Origin of the sequence: Sphingobium scionense, from assembly GCF_014197035.1 — a bacterium.
In the GTDB taxonomy this organism is placed as follows: Bacteria; Pseudomonadota; Alphaproteobacteria; order Sphingomonadales; family Sphingomonadaceae; genus Sphingobium; species Sphingobium scionense.
This window is the reverse complement of the sequence record NZ_JACIEU010000002.1, coordinates 214,046-230,884: the sequence shown is the minus strand read 5'-3', so window position 1 is coordinate 230,884 and position 16,839 is coordinate 214,046. Positions and strand designations below refer to the sequence as shown.

General features: G+C 66.2%; 19 protein-coding genes. 14 read left to right on the top strand and 5 right to left on the bottom strand.

The genetic code is table 11. From position 1 onward, the window contains the following. Positions 1-198 precede the first annotated feature (198 nt). Together GGQ90_RS02980 and GGQ90_RS02975 are read right to left on the bottom strand one after the other, a co-directional pair. Positions 199-975: a hypothetical protein gene (locus GGQ90_RS02980; RefSeq protein ID WP_188080754.1), complete on the bottom strand. Its 777-nt coding sequence runs from the start codon at positions 973-975 to the stop codon at positions 199-201. A gap of 117 nt (positions 976-1,092) precedes the next feature. Further along, positions 1,093-1,335, bottom strand: coding sequence for a reeler domain-containing protein (locus GGQ90_RS02975; RefSeq protein ID WP_004212020.1), 243 nt, complete (start codon positions 1,333-1,335; stop codon positions 1,093-1,095). A 113-nt stretch (positions 1,336-1,448) separates the two neighbouring features. Between GGQ90_RS02975 and GGQ90_RS02970 the strand changes: the two genes are divergently transcribed. From GGQ90_RS02970 to GGQ90_RS02920, 11 genes are all read left to right on the top strand, one after another. Next, positions 1,449-1,970, top strand: a complete 522-nt coding sequence (locus GGQ90_RS02970) for a GNAT family N-acetyltransferase (RefSeq protein WP_188080753.1) — start codon at positions 1,449-1,451, stop codon at positions 1,968-1,970. 11 nt (positions 1,971-1,981) lie between these two features. Next, positions 1,982-2,617 carry a YqaA family protein gene (locus tag GGQ90_RS02965; RefSeq protein WP_188080752.1) on the top strand — a complete coding sequence of 212 codons (636 nt, stop codon included), beginning with the start codon at positions 1,982-1,984 and terminating at the stop codon, positions 2,615-2,617. Between the two features lie 25 nt (positions 2,618-2,642). Continuing rightward, complete coding sequence (lnt, locus tag GGQ90_RS02960; RefSeq protein ID WP_188080874.1) at positions 2,643-4,184, top strand: apolipoprotein N-acyltransferase; 1,542 nt, start codon at positions 2,643-2,645, stop codon at positions 4,182-4,184. Between the two features lie 57 nt (positions 4,185-4,241). Beyond that, positions 4,242-5,441, top strand: a complete 1,200-nt coding sequence (metK, locus tag GGQ90_RS02955; RefSeq protein WP_188080751.1) for a methionine adenosyltransferase — start codon at positions 4,242-4,244, stop codon at positions 5,439-5,441. Positions 5,442-5,627: 186 nt separating this feature from the next. Next, positions 5,628-5,807 carry a hypothetical protein gene (locus GGQ90_RS02950; protein WP_188080750.1) on the top strand — a complete coding sequence of 60 codons (180 nt, stop codon included), beginning with the start codon at positions 5,628-5,630 and terminating at the stop codon, positions 5,805-5,807. A gap of 227 nt (positions 5,808-6,034) precedes the next feature. Continuing rightward, complete coding sequence (gene trmB / locus GGQ90_RS02945) at positions 6,035-6,730, top strand: tRNA (guanine(46)-N(7))-methyltransferase TrmB (RefSeq protein WP_188080749.1); 696 nt, start codon at positions 6,035-6,037, stop codon at positions 6,728-6,730. A 63-nt stretch (positions 6,731-6,793) separates the two neighbouring features. Next, a complete protein-coding gene (locus tag GGQ90_RS02940; RefSeq protein ID WP_188080748.1) occupies positions 6,794-7,810 on the top strand; it encodes an adenosine deaminase in 1,017 nt (338 codons plus the stop codon). Positions 7,811-7,889: 79 nt separating this feature from the next. Then, the gene (locus GGQ90_RS02935) at positions 7,890-9,659 is read left to right on the top strand and encodes a tetratricopeptide repeat protein (protein ID WP_188080747.1); all 1,770 of its coding nucleotides are present in this window, start codon (positions 7,890-7,892) and stop codon (positions 9,657-9,659) included. An 89-nt stretch (positions 9,660-9,748) separates the two neighbouring features. Continuing rightward, the gene (locus GGQ90_RS02930) at positions 9,749-10,213 is read left to right on the top strand and encodes an outer membrane beta-barrel protein (protein WP_188080746.1); all 465 of its coding nucleotides are present in this window, start codon (positions 9,749-9,751) and stop codon (positions 10,211-10,213) included. Between the two features lie 171 nt (positions 10,214-10,384). Then, positions 10,385-11,707 (top strand): chloride channel protein, encoded by a 1,323-nt coding sequence (locus GGQ90_RS02925; RefSeq protein ID WP_188080745.1) that lies wholly within the window; start codon positions 10,385-10,387, stop codon positions 11,705-11,707. Between the two features lie 28 nt (positions 11,708-11,735). Then, positions 11,736-11,885 (top strand): hypothetical protein, encoded by a 150-nt coding sequence (locus GGQ90_RS02920; protein ID WP_223178083.1) that lies wholly within the window; start codon positions 11,736-11,738, stop codon positions 11,883-11,885. A gap of 1 nt (position 11,886) precedes the next feature. Here GGQ90_RS02920 and GGQ90_RS02915 read toward each other — a convergent pair whose 3' ends face one another. Next, positions 11,887-12,132: a hypothetical protein gene (locus GGQ90_RS02915; RefSeq protein WP_188080743.1), complete on the bottom strand. Its 246-nt coding sequence runs from the start codon at positions 12,130-12,132 to the stop codon at positions 11,887-11,889. A gap of 201 nt (positions 12,133-12,333) precedes the next feature. On the opposite strand from GGQ90_RS02915, the gene GGQ90_RS02910 reads away from it, so the two are divergent. Further along, positions 12,334-13,152 (top strand): hypothetical protein, encoded by an 819-nt coding sequence (locus GGQ90_RS02910; protein ID WP_246428102.1) that lies wholly within the window; start codon positions 12,334-12,336, stop codon positions 13,150-13,152. Positions 13,153-13,255: 103 nt separating this feature from the next. Here the strand turns inward: GGQ90_RS02910 and GGQ90_RS02905 are convergent, their stop codons facing one another. Together GGQ90_RS02905 and GGQ90_RS02900 are read right to left on the bottom strand one after the other, a co-directional pair. Then, complete coding sequence (locus GGQ90_RS02905; protein ID WP_188080741.1) at positions 13,256-13,567, bottom strand: hypothetical protein; 312 nt, start codon at positions 13,565-13,567, stop codon at positions 13,256-13,258. 43 nt (positions 13,568-13,610) lie between these two features. Then, on the bottom strand, positions 13,611-15,209 hold the full coding sequence (locus tag GGQ90_RS02900) for a M28 family metallopeptidase (RefSeq protein ID WP_188080740.1): 1,599 nt from the start codon (positions 15,207-15,209) through the stop codon (positions 13,611-13,613). A 108-nt stretch (positions 15,210-15,317) separates the two neighbouring features. Here GGQ90_RS02900 and GGQ90_RS02895 point away from each other — a divergent pair, with 108 nt between their 5' ends. Both GGQ90_RS02895 and GGQ90_RS02890 read left to right on the top strand, forming a co-directional pair. Next, the gene (locus GGQ90_RS02895) at positions 15,318-16,100 is read left to right on the top strand and encodes a head GIN domain-containing protein (RefSeq protein WP_188080739.1); all 783 of its coding nucleotides are present in this window, start codon (positions 15,318-15,320) and stop codon (positions 16,098-16,100) included. Then, complete coding sequence (locus GGQ90_RS02890; protein ID WP_188080738.1) at positions 16,052-16,783, top strand: GIN domain-containing protein; 732 nt, start codon at positions 16,052-16,054, stop codon at positions 16,781-16,783. The genes GGQ90_RS02895 and GGQ90_RS02890 overlap by 49 nt, the downstream gene beginning before the upstream one ends. Positions 16,784-16,839 lie beyond the last annotated feature (56 nt).

The window sequence follows — 16,839 nt, the reverse complement described above, 5'->3', positions numbered from 1 at the left end:
AGACTTGCGCGCGCAGCGCGTTAGTCGCAGCGGGGTGGGCTGGACGTTTCTTGTCGGTCACAGCCGGCGTCATCCTGACGAAAGTCAGGATTCATTCTGCGCTACGACGGGTGGGACGCGCTGAATGGATCCCGGATCAAGTCCGGGATGACGACGATGGAGAGGGCAGCTTCTGAGCGCTACCCGACCTCCGGCACCTCAACGCCCGTCGTCATCCGCGCCGGCGCTGCCACCAATAACCGTTCGGGTATAATCGATGCGGATGCGCACCCAGGCGCCGACCTGGGGCTTGCCGTCGACGCGGGGCGGGCGCACCAGGAATTGCCAGGCGGCCAGGCGCACGGCACGGCCAAAGCCCGATCCGGTCGGATATTCGCTGATCATCTGGCAATTTTCGACATGATAATGGTCGATCGTCTTGCACGCGACCAGGCCATAGCCCTGCGCCGGCGCATTGGCGGGCAGGTAGCTCGACAATTCGGCATGGGTCGGCCGGCGATACCATTCCGCCTCGAACAATTGCACGCCGCCCGGTCCCTCGCCCGGCCCGACGATCGCCTTGGCATTGCCGGTGCCACTGTCGCCGACGCCCGCGGTTTTCTTTTCCATCTTGCCGATGTCGGCCGCCGCCATCTGGCGGCTGTCGAGCGTGATGAAGGGGAAAGGCGATGGCGGCTGCACGCTCGGCGTCTCGACCGGCCGGGGTGGCGTCACCACCGGCTCGCTCTTCTGCTTGGGCGCGGCGGTATCCCGCTCGCGCTTTTCCGCCTTCTGCGCCTTGGACTTTTCCTTGTTCGCCTGCTTGGCCGGCTCGATGTCGAAGCTCACCGGGTTGCGGTCATCGACCTTCTTGGGGTCCAGATGCGGTGCCATCGTCAGCAATGCGAGCAGCAGGATCGCGTTCAGCACCAGCGCGAACGCCAGGCCGCCGGCCCGCTGCCGCAACTTGTCCCAGGGAATATGCGAAATTATCAAGCGTGCCGACCGGTCTCTATGCGTTGCGCGTCATGCCCAGACGGCACCGCACAGTCAACGCCGTGGCGACTGACAAATCGGTAATGTGGTGGGATTGGCCGGCCGATGGCCTGCCCGTCAGCAGACATCCTCTTCGCGCACCACCGGCCGGCTCTCGCGCGTTGCCCGCATCCGGCTGGCCTTGTCATCGACATCGGAAGTCAGCACGACATGATCGTCATGCACTTCCAGCAGTACCCCGGCGAAGGGAAAGCCCTCCAGACTGCCGGTCACGCGATAACTGACCGAATCGCCGACCTTGAAGCTGGCCGGGTCCATGTTGAAGCTGAAAGGGCAGCTGCCCTCCCCCATATCCTGCATCGCACTCTCCTGTTTGCGCCGATCCTATCGCGGCCGGAGCATCCCGATCAAGCATCGCCGCGTCCATTCTTCAGGGCTTTTGCAGCCATCGCCGGCCCGTTAAAGGCGAGTCCATGGATATCTGCCTTGCCGCCCCCGCCGACCTGCCCCTGCTCCACCGCGTGATCGAGCGCGCCTATCGCGGCGATGAGGCGCGGGCCGGCTGGACCTTCGAATCCGACCTGCTGACGGGCGCCCGCACCGATATCGAGGAATTGCAGGCCATCCTCGCCAGTCCGACCGACCGGCTGCTGGTCGCGATCGACGACAAGGGCGCACCGATCGGCTGCGTCCAGATCAGCAAGCGCGACGAAGGCGTTGCCTATCTCGGCCTGCTCTGCATCGATCCGCAGCTTCAGGCCGCCGGGCTTGGCCGCCGCATGATCGCCGCCGCCGAAGACCAGGCCGCGCGCGATTTCGGCGCCACGACGATCGAGATGACGGTGATCGACCAGCGTCCCGAACTGATCGCTTATTATCAGCGACGCGGCTATGCGCTGACTGACGAGAAGCGCCCCTTCCCAGTGCCGTTCGTTCCGCCGCTGGAAATGGTCGTCCTGGCAAAAGCGCTGGCGGCTCCCGTGCAACTGGGCTAGGCCCGCTCGCGATGCTCACCAAGCTCTATCAGTGGATGCTGGCCAAGGCCGCTCACCCGCACGCCGAACGTTGGCTTTTCGCCTTCAGCTTCATGGAATCCAGCTTCTTTCCGATCCCGCCGCATCCGCTGCTGGGCCTGATGTGCCTGGCGCGGCCGGAAAAGGCGATCCGCTATGGCCTCATCTGCACCATCGCCTCGGTGCTGGGCGGCCTGCTCGGCTATGGCATCGGCCATTTCCTCTACCAGGCGGTCGGCGCGCAGATCCTGCACTTCCTGGGCCTGTCGGCGAAATTCCCGGTCGCGGCCTGCTATCTGCGCGACTATGGCGCGGAGATCATCCTGATCAAGGGCGCGACCCCGATCCCGTTCAAGCTGATCACCATCACCGCCGGTTTCATCGGCCTGTCGCTGTTCACTTTCCTGTGGGCCAGCATCCTGTCCCGCGCCTTCCAGTTCATGATCGTCGGCTTCCTGTTCTGGAAGTTCGGCCGCCCGATCAAGGCGTTCATCGAGAAATATCTGGCGCCGCTCTCGGCCCTGTTCCTGGTGCTGGTAGTCGGCGGCTTCATCGCGGCATCGATGCTGTCGGGCGGCGGGCAGAAGAGCGATCGCTGCTCCAACGCCACCTTGTCCAGCGTCTCCTGATCCCCCGCACGTGACCGTTCTCTCCATGAACGCCCTGCTCGCACGCCGTCCCCGGCTTGCAGCCCTGCTCGTTGGCTTCCTCTCGGCCGTCGGCTTTGAGCCGCTGAAACTCTGGCCGGTCACGATCGGCTGCTTCGCGCTGCTGATCCTGCTGATCGAGCGCGCGCCTGATCGCCGCGCCGCCTTCTTGCGCGGCTGGCTGTTCGGGGTCGGGCATTTCACCCTGGGCCTCAACTGGATCGCCCATGCCTTCACCTATCAGGACGCGATGCCGCACTGGTTCGGCTATGGCGCGGTGATCCTGCTCTCGCTCTATCTCGCCGTCTATCCCGGCCTCGCCATATTGGGCGCATGGTGGGCCGGGCGCCGTTTCGCCTTGTCCGGCACCGCTTTCCTGCTGCTGTTCGCCGCATGCTGGATCGCGAGCGAATATGTGCGTGCGACCCTGTTCACGGGCTTTGCATGGAACCCGCTGGGCGTCACCCTGCTGCCGACCGGAGCGGCCATCGCCGCGACGCTGATCGGCACCTATGGCCTGGGCGCGCTCGTGCTGCTCGCTGCCGGCGCCTGCCTGCTGGCCGTGCGCCGCCAGTATCGCCACGCCGCCGCCATCGCCACGCCGCTCGTCGCCCTTGCGCTCTGGGGCCAGCTCTCGCCGGCCCCGGTGGCGCCCGCCGGCGCGCCGCTGATCCGCGTGGTTCAGCCCAATATCGGCCAGGACGAGAAATATTCGGCCGAACTGGAACAGGTGCATTTCCGCACCCTCGCCACCCTGTCGGGCAAGCCCCGTCCGGCACCGCGCCTGATCTTCTGGCCCGAAGCGGCGATCCCCGCCTATCTCGACATGGAGCCCGAATGGCGCTGGCGCCTTGCCGATCTGATGGGTCCGGGCGACCTGCTGATGACCGGCGCGACCAAGGTCTATTTCAAGGACAAGGGGCCTTATGGCACGACCGAACTGGCCGGTGCCAACAACAGCCTGTTCGTCGTCACGCCCGATGCCCAGCTTGCCGCCCGCTACGACAAGGCGCATCTCGTCCCCTATGGCGAATATCTGCCGATGCGCAGCATCCTCGAGCCTATCGGCCTGTCGCGGCTGGTGCCGGGCGATGTCGATTTCTGGCCCGGCCCCGGCCCGCAGAGCCTGACCCTGCCCGCTACCCTCGGCCGCCCCGCGCTCAAGATGGGCGTCCAGATCTGCTATGAGATCATCTTTTCAGGGCAAGTGGTCGACCGCGCCAACCGCCCGGACTTTCTGTTCAACCCGTCCAACGATGCCTGGTTCGGCAGTTGGGGGCCGGTCCAGCATCTGGCCCAGGCCCGCCTGCGCGCGCTGGAGGAAGGATTGCCGATCATCCGCGCGACCCCGACCGGCGTATCCGCCATCGTCGATGCGCGCGGCCATATTCTCCACGCCCTGTCCAGTCATCGTGCCGGCTATCTCGACAGCCGCCTGCCGCCGCCGCTGCCCGCCACGCTGTTCGCGCGGATCGGCAACTGGGCGCCCTTCGCCTTCCTCCTGATCCTGGTCGGGACGGCTCTTGCCTTGCGCAAAGGCAAAAGCTAATAACCACATAAAGTTTTCTTTATATCTATTCGTCCGCAAGCACCTTACGGGAGTCTCATGCGTAACCAATTCCTCTTCACGTCGGAATCCGTTTCCGAAGGCCACCCCGACAAGGTCGCGGACCAGATTTCCGACTCGATCGTCGATCTGTTCCTGTCCAAGGATCCCGAAGCCCGCATCGCGTGCGAAACCCTGACCACGACCCAGCTGGTCGTCCTTGCCGGCGAAATCCGCTGCAAGGGCGTCTATGAAAATGGCGAATGGGCACCGGGCGCCAAGGAAGAAATCGAAGCGACCGTCCGCGCCACCGTCAAGCGCATCGGCTATGAGCAGGATGGCTTCCACTGGGAAACCTTCCGCTTCGAAAACAACCTCCACGGCCAGTCCGCCCACATCGCGCAGGGCGTCGATGAAAGCGGCAACAAGGATGAAGGCGCCGGCGATCAGGGCATCATGTTCGGCTATGCGTCGGACGAAACTCCCGACCTCATGCCCGCCACCCTCTATTACAGCCACAAGATCCTGGAACGCATGGCGGATGATCGCCACAACAAGGTCGTGCCCTTCCTTGAGCCCGACGCCAAGAGCCAGGTGACGCTCGAATATATCGATGAAAAGCCGGTCCGCGCGACCGCCCTCGTCGTGTCGACCCAGCATGCCGCCGGCATGGACAATGACGACAGCCGCGCCGAACTGCGCGCCTACGTCAAGGGCGTGATGGCCGACATCCTGCCCGAAGGCTGGCTGCCGGGCGACGAAAGCATCTACGTCAACCCGACCGGCCTGTTCGAAATCGGCGGCCCGGACGGCGACGCCGGCCTGACCGGTCGCAAGATCATAGTCGACACCTATGGCGGCGCTTCGCCCCATGGCGGCGGCGCGTTCAGCGGCAAAGACCCCACGAAGGTCGACCGTTCGGCAGCCTATATCACCCGCTACCTCGCGAAGAACATCGTCGCCGCCGGCCTCGCCCGTCGCTGCACGATCCAGCTCAGCTACGCCATCGGCGTCGCCGAGCCGCTCTCGCTCTATGTCGACCTGCACGGCACCGGCACGGTGGAAGCGTCCGCGATTGAGGCCGTCCTGCCGACCCTCGTGCGCCTGACGCCCAAGGGCATCCGCACCCATCTCGGCCTCAACAAGCCGATCTACCAGAAGACCGCCGCCTACGGCCATTTCGGCCGCACGCCCGAAGGCGACTATTTCCCCTGGGAAAAGACCGACCTGGTCGACGCGCTCAAGGCGAAGCTGGCCTGATACCGGCCGCCGCGTGAATCACGGGAAGGGCGTCGGAGCATGGCTTCGGCGCCCTTCTTCGTTGCAGGCCTTCCTTGCCGGAACATGACGAAAAGTTCATTGGCCTGCGCCCGCCGAACCGCGCATAGAGAGGGCGTCGGGCTCGCACCCCTGTCGAGCCCGGCACCCTCCACCCAGGGCAACGCCATGACCCGTCCTCTTGCTACCGCCTTCATAAGTCTTGCATTTCTGGTTGTCAGTGCCGCTCCTGCACTGGCAGCTCCCTGCAAGGATGCGAAGGGCAAGTTCGTCAAATGTCCGCCCAAGGGCGCTCCTAAAAAAGGCCCCTGCAAGGACGCCAAAGGCCGCTTCACCCAGTGCGAGTGACCTGACGGATTGAAGACGTCGGTCGGACCTTGACCATCCGGCCAGCCTTCGGGTCGCACCATGGCTAGCCAGCTTCAAGGGCCATCCTGCCGCTCTCCCCTGTTCGGCATCCCATGGCTCTTGTCCCCTGCCCCCTTCCCGTCACCTTGCCTGCATGCATGGCGGAAGGGGGCAGATATGCCTTCCCGGCTTGCTCCATCGGCCCGCCCCCGCTATCGGCGCACCCCATGACCGCGCATAAATCGGGCGACCCGACCACCCTCAACCGCCTTTATGGCCGCCAGTCCGGCCCCAAGCTCCGCAAGGGGCAGCAGGAGCTAGTCGACACCCTCCTGCCCGCCGTGTCGGTGCCGGCCGAAGGCGACGTCACCGCCGCCGACCTGTTCGGCTATGACCGCCCGCTCCATTTCGAGATCGGCTTCGGCGGCGGCGAGCATATGGCCTATCGCGCCGACATGCTGCCCGACCATGGCTTCATCGGTTGCGAGCCGTTCCTGAACGGCGTGGTCCAGGCGCTCGGCCATATTCGCGACGGCGCGCTCGGCAATGTCCGCCTGCACATGGGCGATGCGCTCGACGTGTTGTCGCGCATCCCCGACGGATCGCTCAGCTTCGTCTATCTGCTCCATCCCGATCCCTGGCCCAAGGCCCGTCATGCCAAGCGCCGGATGATGAACCCCGGCCCGGTCGAGATGATCGCGAAGAAGCTCAAGCCCGGCGGCGAATTCCGCTTCGGCACCGATCATCCCGTCTATCTGCGCTGGGCGCTGATGGTGATGAACGGCCATCCCGAATTTGACTGGCTGGCGAGCGAGCCGAAGGACTTCCTGACCCGTCCGGGCGGCTGGCCCGAAACCCGCTATGAGGCAAAGGCCCGGCGCCTGGGTCATGAGGTCTGGTATTTCCGCTATCGCCGGAAATGAGGCGCGGGCCGTTTCGCGCGGCCCGTTCCTGTGCCATGGTGGCCGACCCTGTATAGAGGCCCCATGACCGATATCGACCAATTCATCGCCGGACTGCCCAAGGCAGAGCTTCACCTCCATATCGAAGGGACGCTGGAGCCCGAACTGATGTTCGCGCTGGCCCGGCGCAACGACGTGACGCTGCCCTACGGCTCGATCGACGAGATCCGCCAGGCCTATGATTTCGGCAATCTCCAGGATTTCCTGGACATCTATTATGCCGGCACCAATGTGCTGCGCACGCCGCAGGATTTTCACGACCTGGCCGCCGCCTATTTCGATCGCGCAGCGCAGGACAATATCGTCCATGCCGAAATCATGTTCGATCCGCAGGCGCATACATCGCGCGGCGTGCCCTTCGTCCATGTGATCGAAGGGCTGCTATCAGCCATGCGGGACGCGGAAGAACGCCATGGCATCACCAGCGACCTGATCCTGAGCTTCCTGCGCCACCTCAGCGAGGAAGAGGCGTTCGAGACGCTGCGCGCCGCCACCCCCTGGCTGCCGCAGATCAAGGCGGTGGGACTGGACTCCTCCGAAGTTGGCCATCCGCCCGAGAAATTCGCCCGCGTCTTCGCGGCCGCGGCCGACGCCGGCCTCAAGCTGTGCGCCCATGCGGGTGAGGAAGGCCCGCCCGCCTATGTCTGGGAAGCGCTCGACCTGCTCAAGGTCGACCGGATCGACCATGGCAATCGCGCGCTGGAAGAGGATGCCCTGGTCAAACGGCTGGTGGACGAGCAGATGGTGCTCACCGTCTGCCCGCTCTCCAACCTCAAATTATGCGTGATCGACGATATCGCCAGCCATCCACTCGACCGGATGCTGGACATGGGCCTGCGCGCGACGGTCAATTCCGACGATCCCGCCTATTTCGGCGGCTATCTCAACGACAATTATCGCGCCGTTGCCGCAGCCAGAAACCTGACCCGCGAGCAGATCGCCCTGCTGGCGCGCAACAGCATCACCGGCTCCTTCCTGCCTCAGGAGGCCAAGGACGCCCATCTGGCGACCATCGACGCCTATATCGCCCAGGCGCATTGAGGCCCTGATTTACCGGCCCCTTCCCCGATGATATAGCCTGTCTCACAGGATGGCAGGCTTTTGGGAAAGGGCCGGACGCATGGCTGACTGGGTGAAGGCGGCGAGCGCGCTGGGCATCGGCCTGTCGCTCGCCTCGCTTTCGATCGAACCCGCCTTTTCGCCCGCGACGCTCGCCGCGCTCGATCCCGTCCGCCTCGCCCGCAGCCTGTGCAGCGGCCCACGGGTAGGCTCCGCGCTCGCCCGCGAATTGCTGATCGCGGCCGCCGCTGCCCAGCCGATCGCCGACGCCCCACCGATCCCGTTGTTCGACGACCTCACCCGGTCCCCCTTCCCGTTGACCACCGCAAATCCGCAGGCGCGCCGCTATTTCAGCCAGGGCCTGCTGCTCATGTATGGCTTCAACCATGCCGGCGCGGTCCGTTCCTTCCGGATGGCACAGCGGCTCGATCCCGCCTGCGCGCTGTGCTGGTGGGGTGAGGCGGTGGCGCTCGGCCCCAATATCAACGCACCGATGGACGCCGGCGACCGGGGCGCCACGCTCGCCGCGATGGACCGGGCGATGGCGCTGCGCGATCGGGCGTCGCCGATGGAGCGCGGCCTGATCGCGGCGGCGGCGCTGCGCTATGCCCGTGATCCCGATGCCGACCGCGCCGCGCTCGACGGCGCCTATGCCGATGCGATGCTGGCGCTCGCGGCGCGCTTCCCGGCCGATGACGATGTCGCCGTGCTGGCGGCCGAAGCGGCAATGGACACCAGCCCGTGGAATTATTGGGAGGCCGACCGCAAGACCCCGATCGGGCGTGCCGGCGCGGCCATCCACCTGGTCGAAACGGTGCAGGCGCGCAATCCCGCCCATGTCCAGGCCGCGCATCTGATGATCCACCTGCTCGAAGCGAGCGATGCAAAACGCGCCGAAGCGGCGGCCGATCGCCTCTCCGCGGATGGCGCGCCCAGCGCCGCCCATCTCGTCCATATGCCGAGCCACATCTATCAGGTCGTCGGCCGCTATCGCGACTCGATCCGCGTCAACATCGCCGCCGCCCGCGCCGACGAAGCCTTCATCCGCGCCACCGACGACCGCAGCCTGGTGCGCTACGGCTATTATCCGCACAATGTCCATTTCATCGTCGCCTCCGCCCAGATGGCGGGCGACATGGATAGCGCCGTGCGGGAGGCGCGGCGGCTGCGCACCATCCTCGATCCCGCGACCTCGGCCGCCATCGCCTGGATTCAGGCGATCGACGCCGCCCCCTATCTGGCCATGGCGCAATTCGCCGCGCCCGCCGACATCCTCGCCCTGCCCGCGCTCGATCCGCGCCTGCCCTACGCCATCGCCATGCGTCATTATGCCCGCGCCGTCGCCTTCGCCCAGCAGCGCGACCAGCGCGGCTTCGATGCGGAGATCGCAGCGATGAGCGCGCTCGCCCGCTCCGACGCTCTGGCCCCGATGATCGCGCAGGGCGTCCCCGCCCCCGACCTGATCGCGCTCGCCATCGCGGTCGCGCGCGGTCGTCTCGCCACCGCCCAGCGCCGCTACGCCCAGGCTGCCGATCATTATCGTGCCGCCATCGCGCTGGAGGGCAAGATACCCTATCAGGAACCGGCCTATTGGTATTATCCGGTGCATCAATCGCTCGGCGCCGCCCTCTTCCTTGCCGGCCGCCCCGACGAAGCCGCCGCCGCCTTCCGCCAGGCGCTGATCCAGGCCCCCAACAATGGCTGGGCGCTCTACGGCCTCGCCCGCGCCGAAGCCGCCCAGGGACACAAGGCAGAGGCCGCCGCCGCCCGGAACGCGTTCGACAGGGCCTGGTCCGGCAACCCGGACTGGCTGCGCATCGATCGGCTCTAAGGGCCTCCCCCGCACAAACCCCGATTGACGCCACGGTCCTGCACGATGCAGCCAGAAGCCATCGGATCGATGGCCGTGGAGTGTCCCGCATGCGCAAGCCCACCCTGTTGCTCGCCGCCGCGCTGGCCCTTGCCAGCAGTCCCGCCCGCGCCGACGAGGCCTATATCGAATTGACCGGCGGCCTCAGTTGGAATGGCGAAGGCACCGATGCCATCAGCGGCATCGCCGGCGGCTATGATGTCGATCTGGACGAACGCTTCTTCGTCGGCGTCGAGGCGGTCGCGGAAAAGCTGCTGGTCCGCGACACGCGGGTCGCCTGGGGCATTGGTGGCCGTATCGGCGTCGAACTGGTGCGCGAGAACAAGCTGTTCGTCGGCGCCAACTGGCAATCGAAGGATTGTCGCGAATGCAGCGACGCCATCGGCATCGGCACCGGCTGGGAACATAATCTGACAGAGAAGCTCTATCTCAAGGTGGAATATAAGAGGCTGCTGATCGGCAATGGCGAGCCCGACGCCAATGTCGGCATCCTCGGCATCGGCGTGATGTTCTGACCACGGCCCGGCTTTATCCGCGAAAATAGCCCGGAAAATACTGGCCATCGCCCATTTTGCTGGTAGGGACGGCGCGTCCAGCCCACCGGGATCGATATTTCGCGCCATGGCATCCGCGCCGCCCCCTTTCCGCGTCCTGCGTCAATCGCGCCCCAGCGCGCAGCGTCCGTCATGAGCCGTCAGAGCCAGCGCTGGAGCCGCCGCCGCGCCCGCGCGCTTCTGCGCCATAGCGGGCCGACGTCATTGCTGTTCCGCCGGCGCCTCGCCCTGATCGGCGGCGCCGTGCTGGTCGGCCTCGCTGCCCTCGCCTTCGCCTGGGCCGCGGACGAGGCGACCGAGGCTTTCCATCGCCTGGCCACCGCCAATCGCTGGCTGCCGCTGCTGCTGACCCCGCTCGGCTTTGCCGCCCTGGCCTGGATCACCCGCAGCGTCGCGCCCTTTGCCGGCGGATCGGGCATCCCGCAGGTGATCGCCGCCACGCAATTGCCCGAAAAGGTCGGCCGCTGCCTCGTTGACCTGCGCATGGCCCTGCTGAAGGTGGTGCTGACCATCGCCGGCCTGCTGGTCGGCGCCTCGGTCGGCCGCGAAGGCCCCACCGTCCAGATTTCCGCCGCCATCCTGGCCCGTGTCCATGCGCTGCTGAACGTGCCGTTGCGCGCATCCGTCATGGTCGCGGGCGGCGCGGCCGGCGTCGCCGCCGCCTTCAACACGCCGCTCGCCGGCATTGCCTTCGCGATCGAGGAACTTGCCTCCGCCTATGAGCAGCGCATGACCCTGCTGGTCATCACCGCCGTCATCATCTCGGGCATGGTCAGCCTCGGCCTCGCCGGCGACTATGTCTATTTTGGCGCCGTCGCCGCGCATTTGCCGCTGCAATCGGCTGTGCCGATCGCGCTGCTGGCTGGGCTGCTGGGCGGCATGTCCGGCGGCCTGTTCGCCCGGCTGGCCCTCGATGCCGCCACCGCACGCAATCGCATGACCGACTGGATGCGGGCCCATCCGGTGCTGTTCGCCGGTGGCTGCGGCCTGCTGGTGTCGGCGATCGGCGTGGCCACGGGCCTCACCTGGGGCACCAGCTATGCCCCCGCCCGCACCATGATCGCGGGCGGCGACCAGCCGCTCTGGTTCGCTCCCGCCAAATTCCTCAGCACCCTCGCCACCAGCGTCTCGGGCATTCCCGGCGGCATCTTTGCCCCCTCGCTCGCCACCGGCGCGGGGTTCGGCAATCTGCTGCGCTGGGTCTTCCCCGGCGAACCGGCGAGCGCCGTCGTGCTGTTGGGCATGGTCGCCTATTTCACCGGGGTGGTGCGCGCGCCGCTGACCGCCGTCATCATCATTTCGGAAACCACCGGCAGCCGCGGCTTCATGCTGCCATTGCTCGGCGCCGCACTGGTCGCCGACGCATCGGCGCAGATCTTCTGTCGCGAGCGCCTCTATCACGGCCTGTCCCGCAACTTCCTGGAGCGGGCCAAGGCCGCCGAAACGGGCCGCTGACATGGCGGCGCTCGGCTGCCTGCTCCTGATGATATTGCCGATTATCGGCTTTCTCGCCGGCCAATATATGGCGGGGCTGGACGGCGCCTGGGTCGGCGCCGCTATCGGCCTTGTCGGCGCGATCGGCTTTTCGGCGGTGACCTTCTACGCTCTGCTCCAGGCCGGCCGCCGCCGCTAACTCAGCCCTCGGCGCGCAGCTTGTCCGCCAGTTGCTGGATTTCATCGGGATGGAGCAGCCAGGTCCGGGTCTTCTGCCCCTCGCGATGCACCGGCTGGGTCAGCAGCACCCGCGCCTGTTCCTTGGCAAAGGGCTTGAACAGGCCATAATGTATGACGCAATCGCGCACCGTCGCGATCAGCGGCGCCTTGCCATCCAGGTCGATCATGGTGGCAGGCTGGTCCCAGGGGATGGTCGAGATAATCATGGATATTCCATGACCACCCACCGCGCGCGAAATCAAACGAAAAGCATCCCGCCAGATCACAAGAGCAGATTACGCGCCCTATAGGCACCAGCCAGCTTTTCCCTTACGATAGCGCAACAAGACGTAAAGTCGGGAGGGATTGTGGCACGGCATTCGGCGTTATCCGTTTCTGCCCTGCGATGCGGCCTGTCGCTTGCCTTGTTGGCAGCTATCCCGGTCCGGTCCCAATCCACCCTGCCCGTTCCGGCCGAAAATGATATCGTCGTCATCGCCCGCAAGATGCGCCAGGTGAAGATCGACTATGCCGCGTTCGGCACCGACCTGCGCCAATGCGTCATCACCAGGTCGAGCGGCGACGCCCGGATCGACCGGATCATGTGCGCGATGCTCAGCGCCTGCGTGCGCGAGGGCGTCAGCGACCCGGCCGGTGGCAAGGCCTGCATCAACGCCAAGATCGCCAGCTTCGAGGATGAGGTCGTGCCGGTGCCTGCGCCCGTCGTCGTCACCGAACAGGTTGGACTGATTCCCAAGGAAGCGCCACCAGCCCCGCCAAAGGGGCCGCCGATCGTCGTCACCGGCCGTCCCAACCCGATCCTCGCGGGCCAATGGGCATTCAGCCAGCACCAGACCGTGATCCGTGATTACAGCGCCCATACATTGCCGATCCGAACCTGGAACCTCTGTATCCCCGATGGCACGCTCGACGCCACGATCGAGGTGATGCTGCAGGACAGCTTCGCCGGACCCGGCACGTCCAGCCATTGCTCCCGCCTGACACTGGCGGGCGACGGGCCGACCATTCGCGGCGACCAGCGTTGTTGGATCGGGCCGGGCGTGCGAATGCGGGGCAAGATCGAAGGCGAGATCGGCCCGCGCAGTGTCGAGGTCAGGCGCAACATCCGCCTGACAGAAATTCTGAGCAAGCCCATTCGGGATCTGGGCACATCCATCGACGGTGATGTGGAATTTCTGATGTCGATCACCGGCACCCGCGTCGGCAATTGCAGGCCCCAGCGCTGACCCCGCGGTCAACCGCCCCGGCCGCAACCATGATGCAACCGCGCCAGGGGCAACAGGTCATGCGCCCAATCCCATCGACCAAGCCAAGCCCATAACCAATCGATTATCGTATTTCGTCCATCTGTTCCCTGGCCGCCCTGGCTTCGGCGCAAAATAACTTCGCCTCCCGGCAGCGCCGCTCCATCTTCTCGACGGCCGCCTTCCATTGCTGCAGGACATAGGGGTCTCCCGCGATCGACGGAGAGAATATCCGTCGGCCCGATGGCGCCGATGCCGGCCCGCCCGACGACACGGCAGAAGGCGGTGCCTCCTGCCGATGCGCCGCGCGCTGCGACACCCCTATACCCAGCAGGAAACAGCCAGCCGCCCCCACCACCAGGCCGCATCCGGTCAGCATGCGCCTGGCCCGGCTCATGATCGTCTCCGCCGCTCGACCTGCGCCCTATTTCACGAACCGCCTATTTCACGAACCGCTTGAAGAAGCTGTCGCTGTTCCAGCTCGGCCGCGTGTCCGCATTGGCGACACGCAGCGTCACCGCGGTCACATAATCGTTCAGCTTCGCCGTCTCGGCCGGCATCACCGGCTGGTTCGCGTCGTCGAAGGGCGAATGATAGATATTCGCGCGCCACGCCTTCTCCACCGTCGCTTCCGGCGTCCCGGCCTTGAAACCATATTTGAAGAACAGCGCCGGTATCCCCTCGCGGATGAAGGCATATTGGTCGGACCGGATGAAGACATTGCGGTCGGGGAAGGGATCGGGCGTGATTGGCAGGCCCATCGCTTCGCTCACCGCCGCCGCATCCTGGCCCAGGCTGCTCTGGTCATAGCCGACCGGGGTCACGCTGGTCAGCTTGAAGATCGGCAGCGCCATGTCGAAATTGAGGTCGGCCACGATGCTCTTGCTCGGCACGGTCGGCCGCCGCGCGAAATAGCGCGATCCCAGCAGGCCCTTTTCCTCGCCGGTGACGATGGTGAGCAGGATGGATCGTTTCGGCTTGACCTTGCCTGCCTTCAACGCCTTCGCGATCTCGATAAGGCTCGCGACACCCGACGCATTGTCCAGCGCGCCATTATAGATGGCGTCGCCCTTGATCGGCGTGCCGACGCCATAGCCGTCCAGATGCGCCGACAGCACGACATAGTCCTTGGCCAGCTTGGGGTCGCTGCCCGGCATCACCGCCACCAGATTGGGCGAGGACAAGGCCACCCGCTTGGCCGCGACCGCCGCCTTGAGCCGCAGTGTCAGCGGGAAGCTGGCGACCGGCTTCGACGCATCGGCCGCCGCCGCGATCGCGGCGAAATCCTGGCCGGTGCCGGCGAACAGATCGGCCGACCGGGCCGGGTCGAACTGGGCATTGAGGAAGGGCGTCTGCGTGTCGCGCATCGCCACATCCTCATAATAGACCGCCGGCGCGCTCGCCAGCGCCTTGCGCCGGTCCCAGGGAATCTCGACCTGTCCCGGCGTCACCAGGCTGATCATGCCGACCGCCCCCTGCGCCGCCAGCCAGTGCCCCCGTTCCGATCGGGCATGGGATTTGAGCGCGCCGCTGATCTCCGCCGGCCCGCCCGAGACGACCACCACGATCTTGCCCTTCAGGTCCAGCCCGGCAAAATCGTCATGGCCCACTTCGGGCAGATGCAGGCCATAGCCGGCAAACACCATCGGCGCGTCGATCGCGCCGGGCACCGGGCCGCCGCTGCCGGAAAAGATGATGTCGCCCGGCACCGACAACGCCGTCTCGCCACTAGCGCCGGCCAGGCTGGCGCTGCTCTCGCTCGACAGCACCGTCTGCTCGACGAAGGCGATCGGCTGCTTGTAGCCCTCGACCCCGGCGGGTTTCAGCCCCAATGCCTGAAACTGGCCGATCACATAGTCGGCCGCCTTGTCATAGCCCGGCGTGCCGGTGCCGCGCCCCTGCATGTCGTCCGCCGCCAATATCTGGACATGGCGCCACCATGTCGCGCCGCGCGCCGCCAGATCATCCTCAGCCGGCGCGGCGCTGGCCGCCGCTCCCATCATCGCGATCAGCGGCAGGGCGGAAAACAGCTTGCGCATCGGTGGAATACCCTTCTTTTATCCTGCAGATATCATGCCTTATCCTGCCCGACGAACAAGGGGGCTTGGAACCGCCACGGCAAGAGTGTATTGTAAAGGCAATACAGCATGGAGATAATGATGCCGCGCCTGCCCCTGCCCCGCCACCTGACCCTGGCCACCCTGCTCGCCATCGGCCTTGCCACCAGCGCCTGCTCGCGCGGCAACGATCATCAGTCCGACGGCGGCAACGGCGAATCCCCGGCCTCCACCAGCACCCCGCAGGACTGGGCAAAGCTCAGCCAGTTCAGCCGCATCGACGTGACCGGACCTGACAATGTCGTCGTCACCATCGGCCCCAAATTCTCGGTCACCGCCGATGGCGATCCCAAGTCGGTCGCCCTGCTCGACATCCGGGTGAAGGCCGACACGCTCCAGATCGGCCGCAAGTCCGAAGGCATGTGGAACAAGGTCGATGGCGGCAAGGGCGCGACCATCCATGTCACCCTGCCCTCGATCAGCGCGATCGACGTCACCGGCTCGGGCGACTTCACCCTCGACAAGGCAGAAGGCGGCGACCTGGCCCTCTCGCTCACCGGCTCGGGTGACCTCGACATCGCCCAGGTAAAGCTTGGCAGCCTCAAGGCGGAAATCACCGGATCGGGCAGCATCACCCTCGCCGGCACGGCCGATCAGGGCGAATTGTCGATCACCGGCACCGGCGACATCGATGCCGCCGGGCTGAAGCTCGGCCGCGCCGAAGCCGATATCATGGGCACAGGCGACATGGACTTTGCCTCCGACGGTCCGGTCGCTATCAAGATCATGGGCACTGGCGACGTCAAGGTGAAGGGCAAGGCGCAATGCACGACGAACACGATGGGACCGGGCGAGGCGCATTGCGGCCCCTGATGCTGGCAGCGGCGGCGGCACTGGCCGGGGCTTCCCCCGCCGGCGCCGCCACCCGCGGCTATACCATCACCAGCTTCGACCAGATCCGCGTCGACGCCCCGGTCACGGTCATCATCACCACCGGCACCGGCGTTTCGGCACGGGCGGAGGGGGACCAGCGCGCGCTCGACCGGCTGCGCGTCGATGTCTCGGGCCGGCTCGCCATCATCTCGATGGAACGGCCCGAACCGGGCGAAAAGGGCCTTGGCCCCGCCACCATCCGCCTCTCCACCGGCGAAGTGAACCGCGTCGTCCTGACCGGCGGCGGCGCCGTCGCGGTCAGCGCGATGAAGGGCCTCAATGGCGAGATCGTCCAGGGCGGCAATGGCGATGTCAGCGTCGCCTCGCTCCAGCTCGACAATCTTCAGGTCACGCTCGCCGGTGGTGGCCGCACCACGCTCGCCGGCACCGCCGGCGTCGCCAATCTGCGCATCAGCGGCCCCGGCGCGATCGTCGCCGACCATCTGGTCGCGCGCCAGGCCGCGATCCTCAACGACGGTTCGGGCAATGTCGCCCTCTCCGCCAACGGCCCGGTCAGCATCCGCTCGACCGGATCGGGCGATGTCAGCGTCGCCGGCCGGCCGATCTGCACCGTCGAAAATGAAGGCACCGGCCGCATCCAGTGCGGCACCGAGGCTTTCTGACCTGCGCGGCGGCGGACCACCGCGCAGGAACATTGCCATGCTTATCGAAGTCTTTA

What these genes read in the sequence shown, in the direction of transcription:
- GGQ90_RS02975 (WP_004212020.1), bottom strand. Translation starts at nt 1,335, where the DNA reads ATGCAGGATATGGGGGAGGGCAGCTGCCCTTTCAGCTTCAACATGGAC.
- GGQ90_RS02970 (WP_188080753.1), top strand. Translation starts at nt 1,449, where the DNA reads ATGGATATCTGCCTTGCCGCCCCCGCCGACCTGCCCCTGCTCCACCGC.
- GGQ90_RS02965 (WP_188080752.1), top strand. Translation starts at nt 1,982, where the DNA reads ATGCTCACCAAGCTCTATCAGTGGATGCTGGCCAAGGCCGCTCACCCG.
- lnt (WP_188080874.1), top strand. Translation starts at nt 2,643, where the DNA reads ATGAACGCCCTGCTCGCACGCCGTCCCCGGCTTGCAGCCCTGCTCGTT.
- metK (WP_188080751.1), top strand. Translation starts at nt 4,242, where the DNA reads ATGCGTAACCAATTCCTCTTCACGTCGGAATCCGTTTCCGAAGGCCAC.
- GGQ90_RS02950 (WP_188080750.1), top strand. Translation starts at nt 5,628, where the DNA reads ATGACCCGTCCTCTTGCTACCGCCTTCATAAGTCTTGCATTTCTGGTT.
- trmB (WP_188080749.1), top strand. Translation starts at nt 6,035, where the DNA reads ATGACCGCGCATAAATCGGGCGACCCGACCACCCTCAACCGCCTTTAT.
- GGQ90_RS02940 (WP_188080748.1), top strand. Translation starts at nt 6,794, where the DNA reads ATGACCGATATCGACCAATTCATCGCCGGACTGCCCAAGGCAGAGCTT.
- GGQ90_RS02935 (WP_188080747.1), top strand. Translation starts at nt 7,890, where the DNA reads ATGGCTGACTGGGTGAAGGCGGCGAGCGCGCTGGGCATCGGCCTGTCG.
- GGQ90_RS02930 (WP_188080746.1), top strand. Translation starts at nt 9,749, where the DNA reads ATGCGCAAGCCCACCCTGTTGCTCGCCGCCGCGCTGGCCCTTGCCAGC.
- GGQ90_RS02925 (WP_188080745.1), top strand. Translation starts at nt 10,385, where the DNA reads ATGAGCCGTCAGAGCCAGCGCTGGAGCCGCCGCCGCGCCCGCGCGCTT.
- GGQ90_RS02920 (WP_223178083.1), top strand. Translation starts at nt 11,736, where the DNA reads ATGATATTGCCGATTATCGGCTTTCTCGCCGGCCAATATATGGCGGGG.
- GGQ90_RS02915 (WP_188080743.1), bottom strand. Translation starts at nt 12,132, where the DNA reads ATGATTATCTCGACCATCCCCTGGGACCAGCCTGCCACCATGATCGAC.
- GGQ90_RS02905 (WP_188080741.1), bottom strand. Translation starts at nt 13,567, where the DNA reads ATGAGCCGGGCCAGGCGCATGCTGACCGGATGCGGCCTGGTGGTGGGG.
- GGQ90_RS02900 (WP_188080740.1), bottom strand. Translation starts at nt 15,209, where the DNA reads ATGCGCAAGCTGTTTTCCGCCCTGCCGCTGATCGCGATGATGGGAGCG.
- GGQ90_RS02895 (WP_188080739.1), top strand. Translation starts at nt 15,318, where the DNA reads ATGGAGATAATGATGCCGCGCCTGCCCCTGCCCCGCCACCTGACCCTG.
- GGQ90_RS02890 (WP_188080738.1), top strand. Translation starts at nt 16,052, where the DNA reads ATGCACGACGAACACGATGGGACCGGGCGAGGCGCATTGCGGCCCCTG.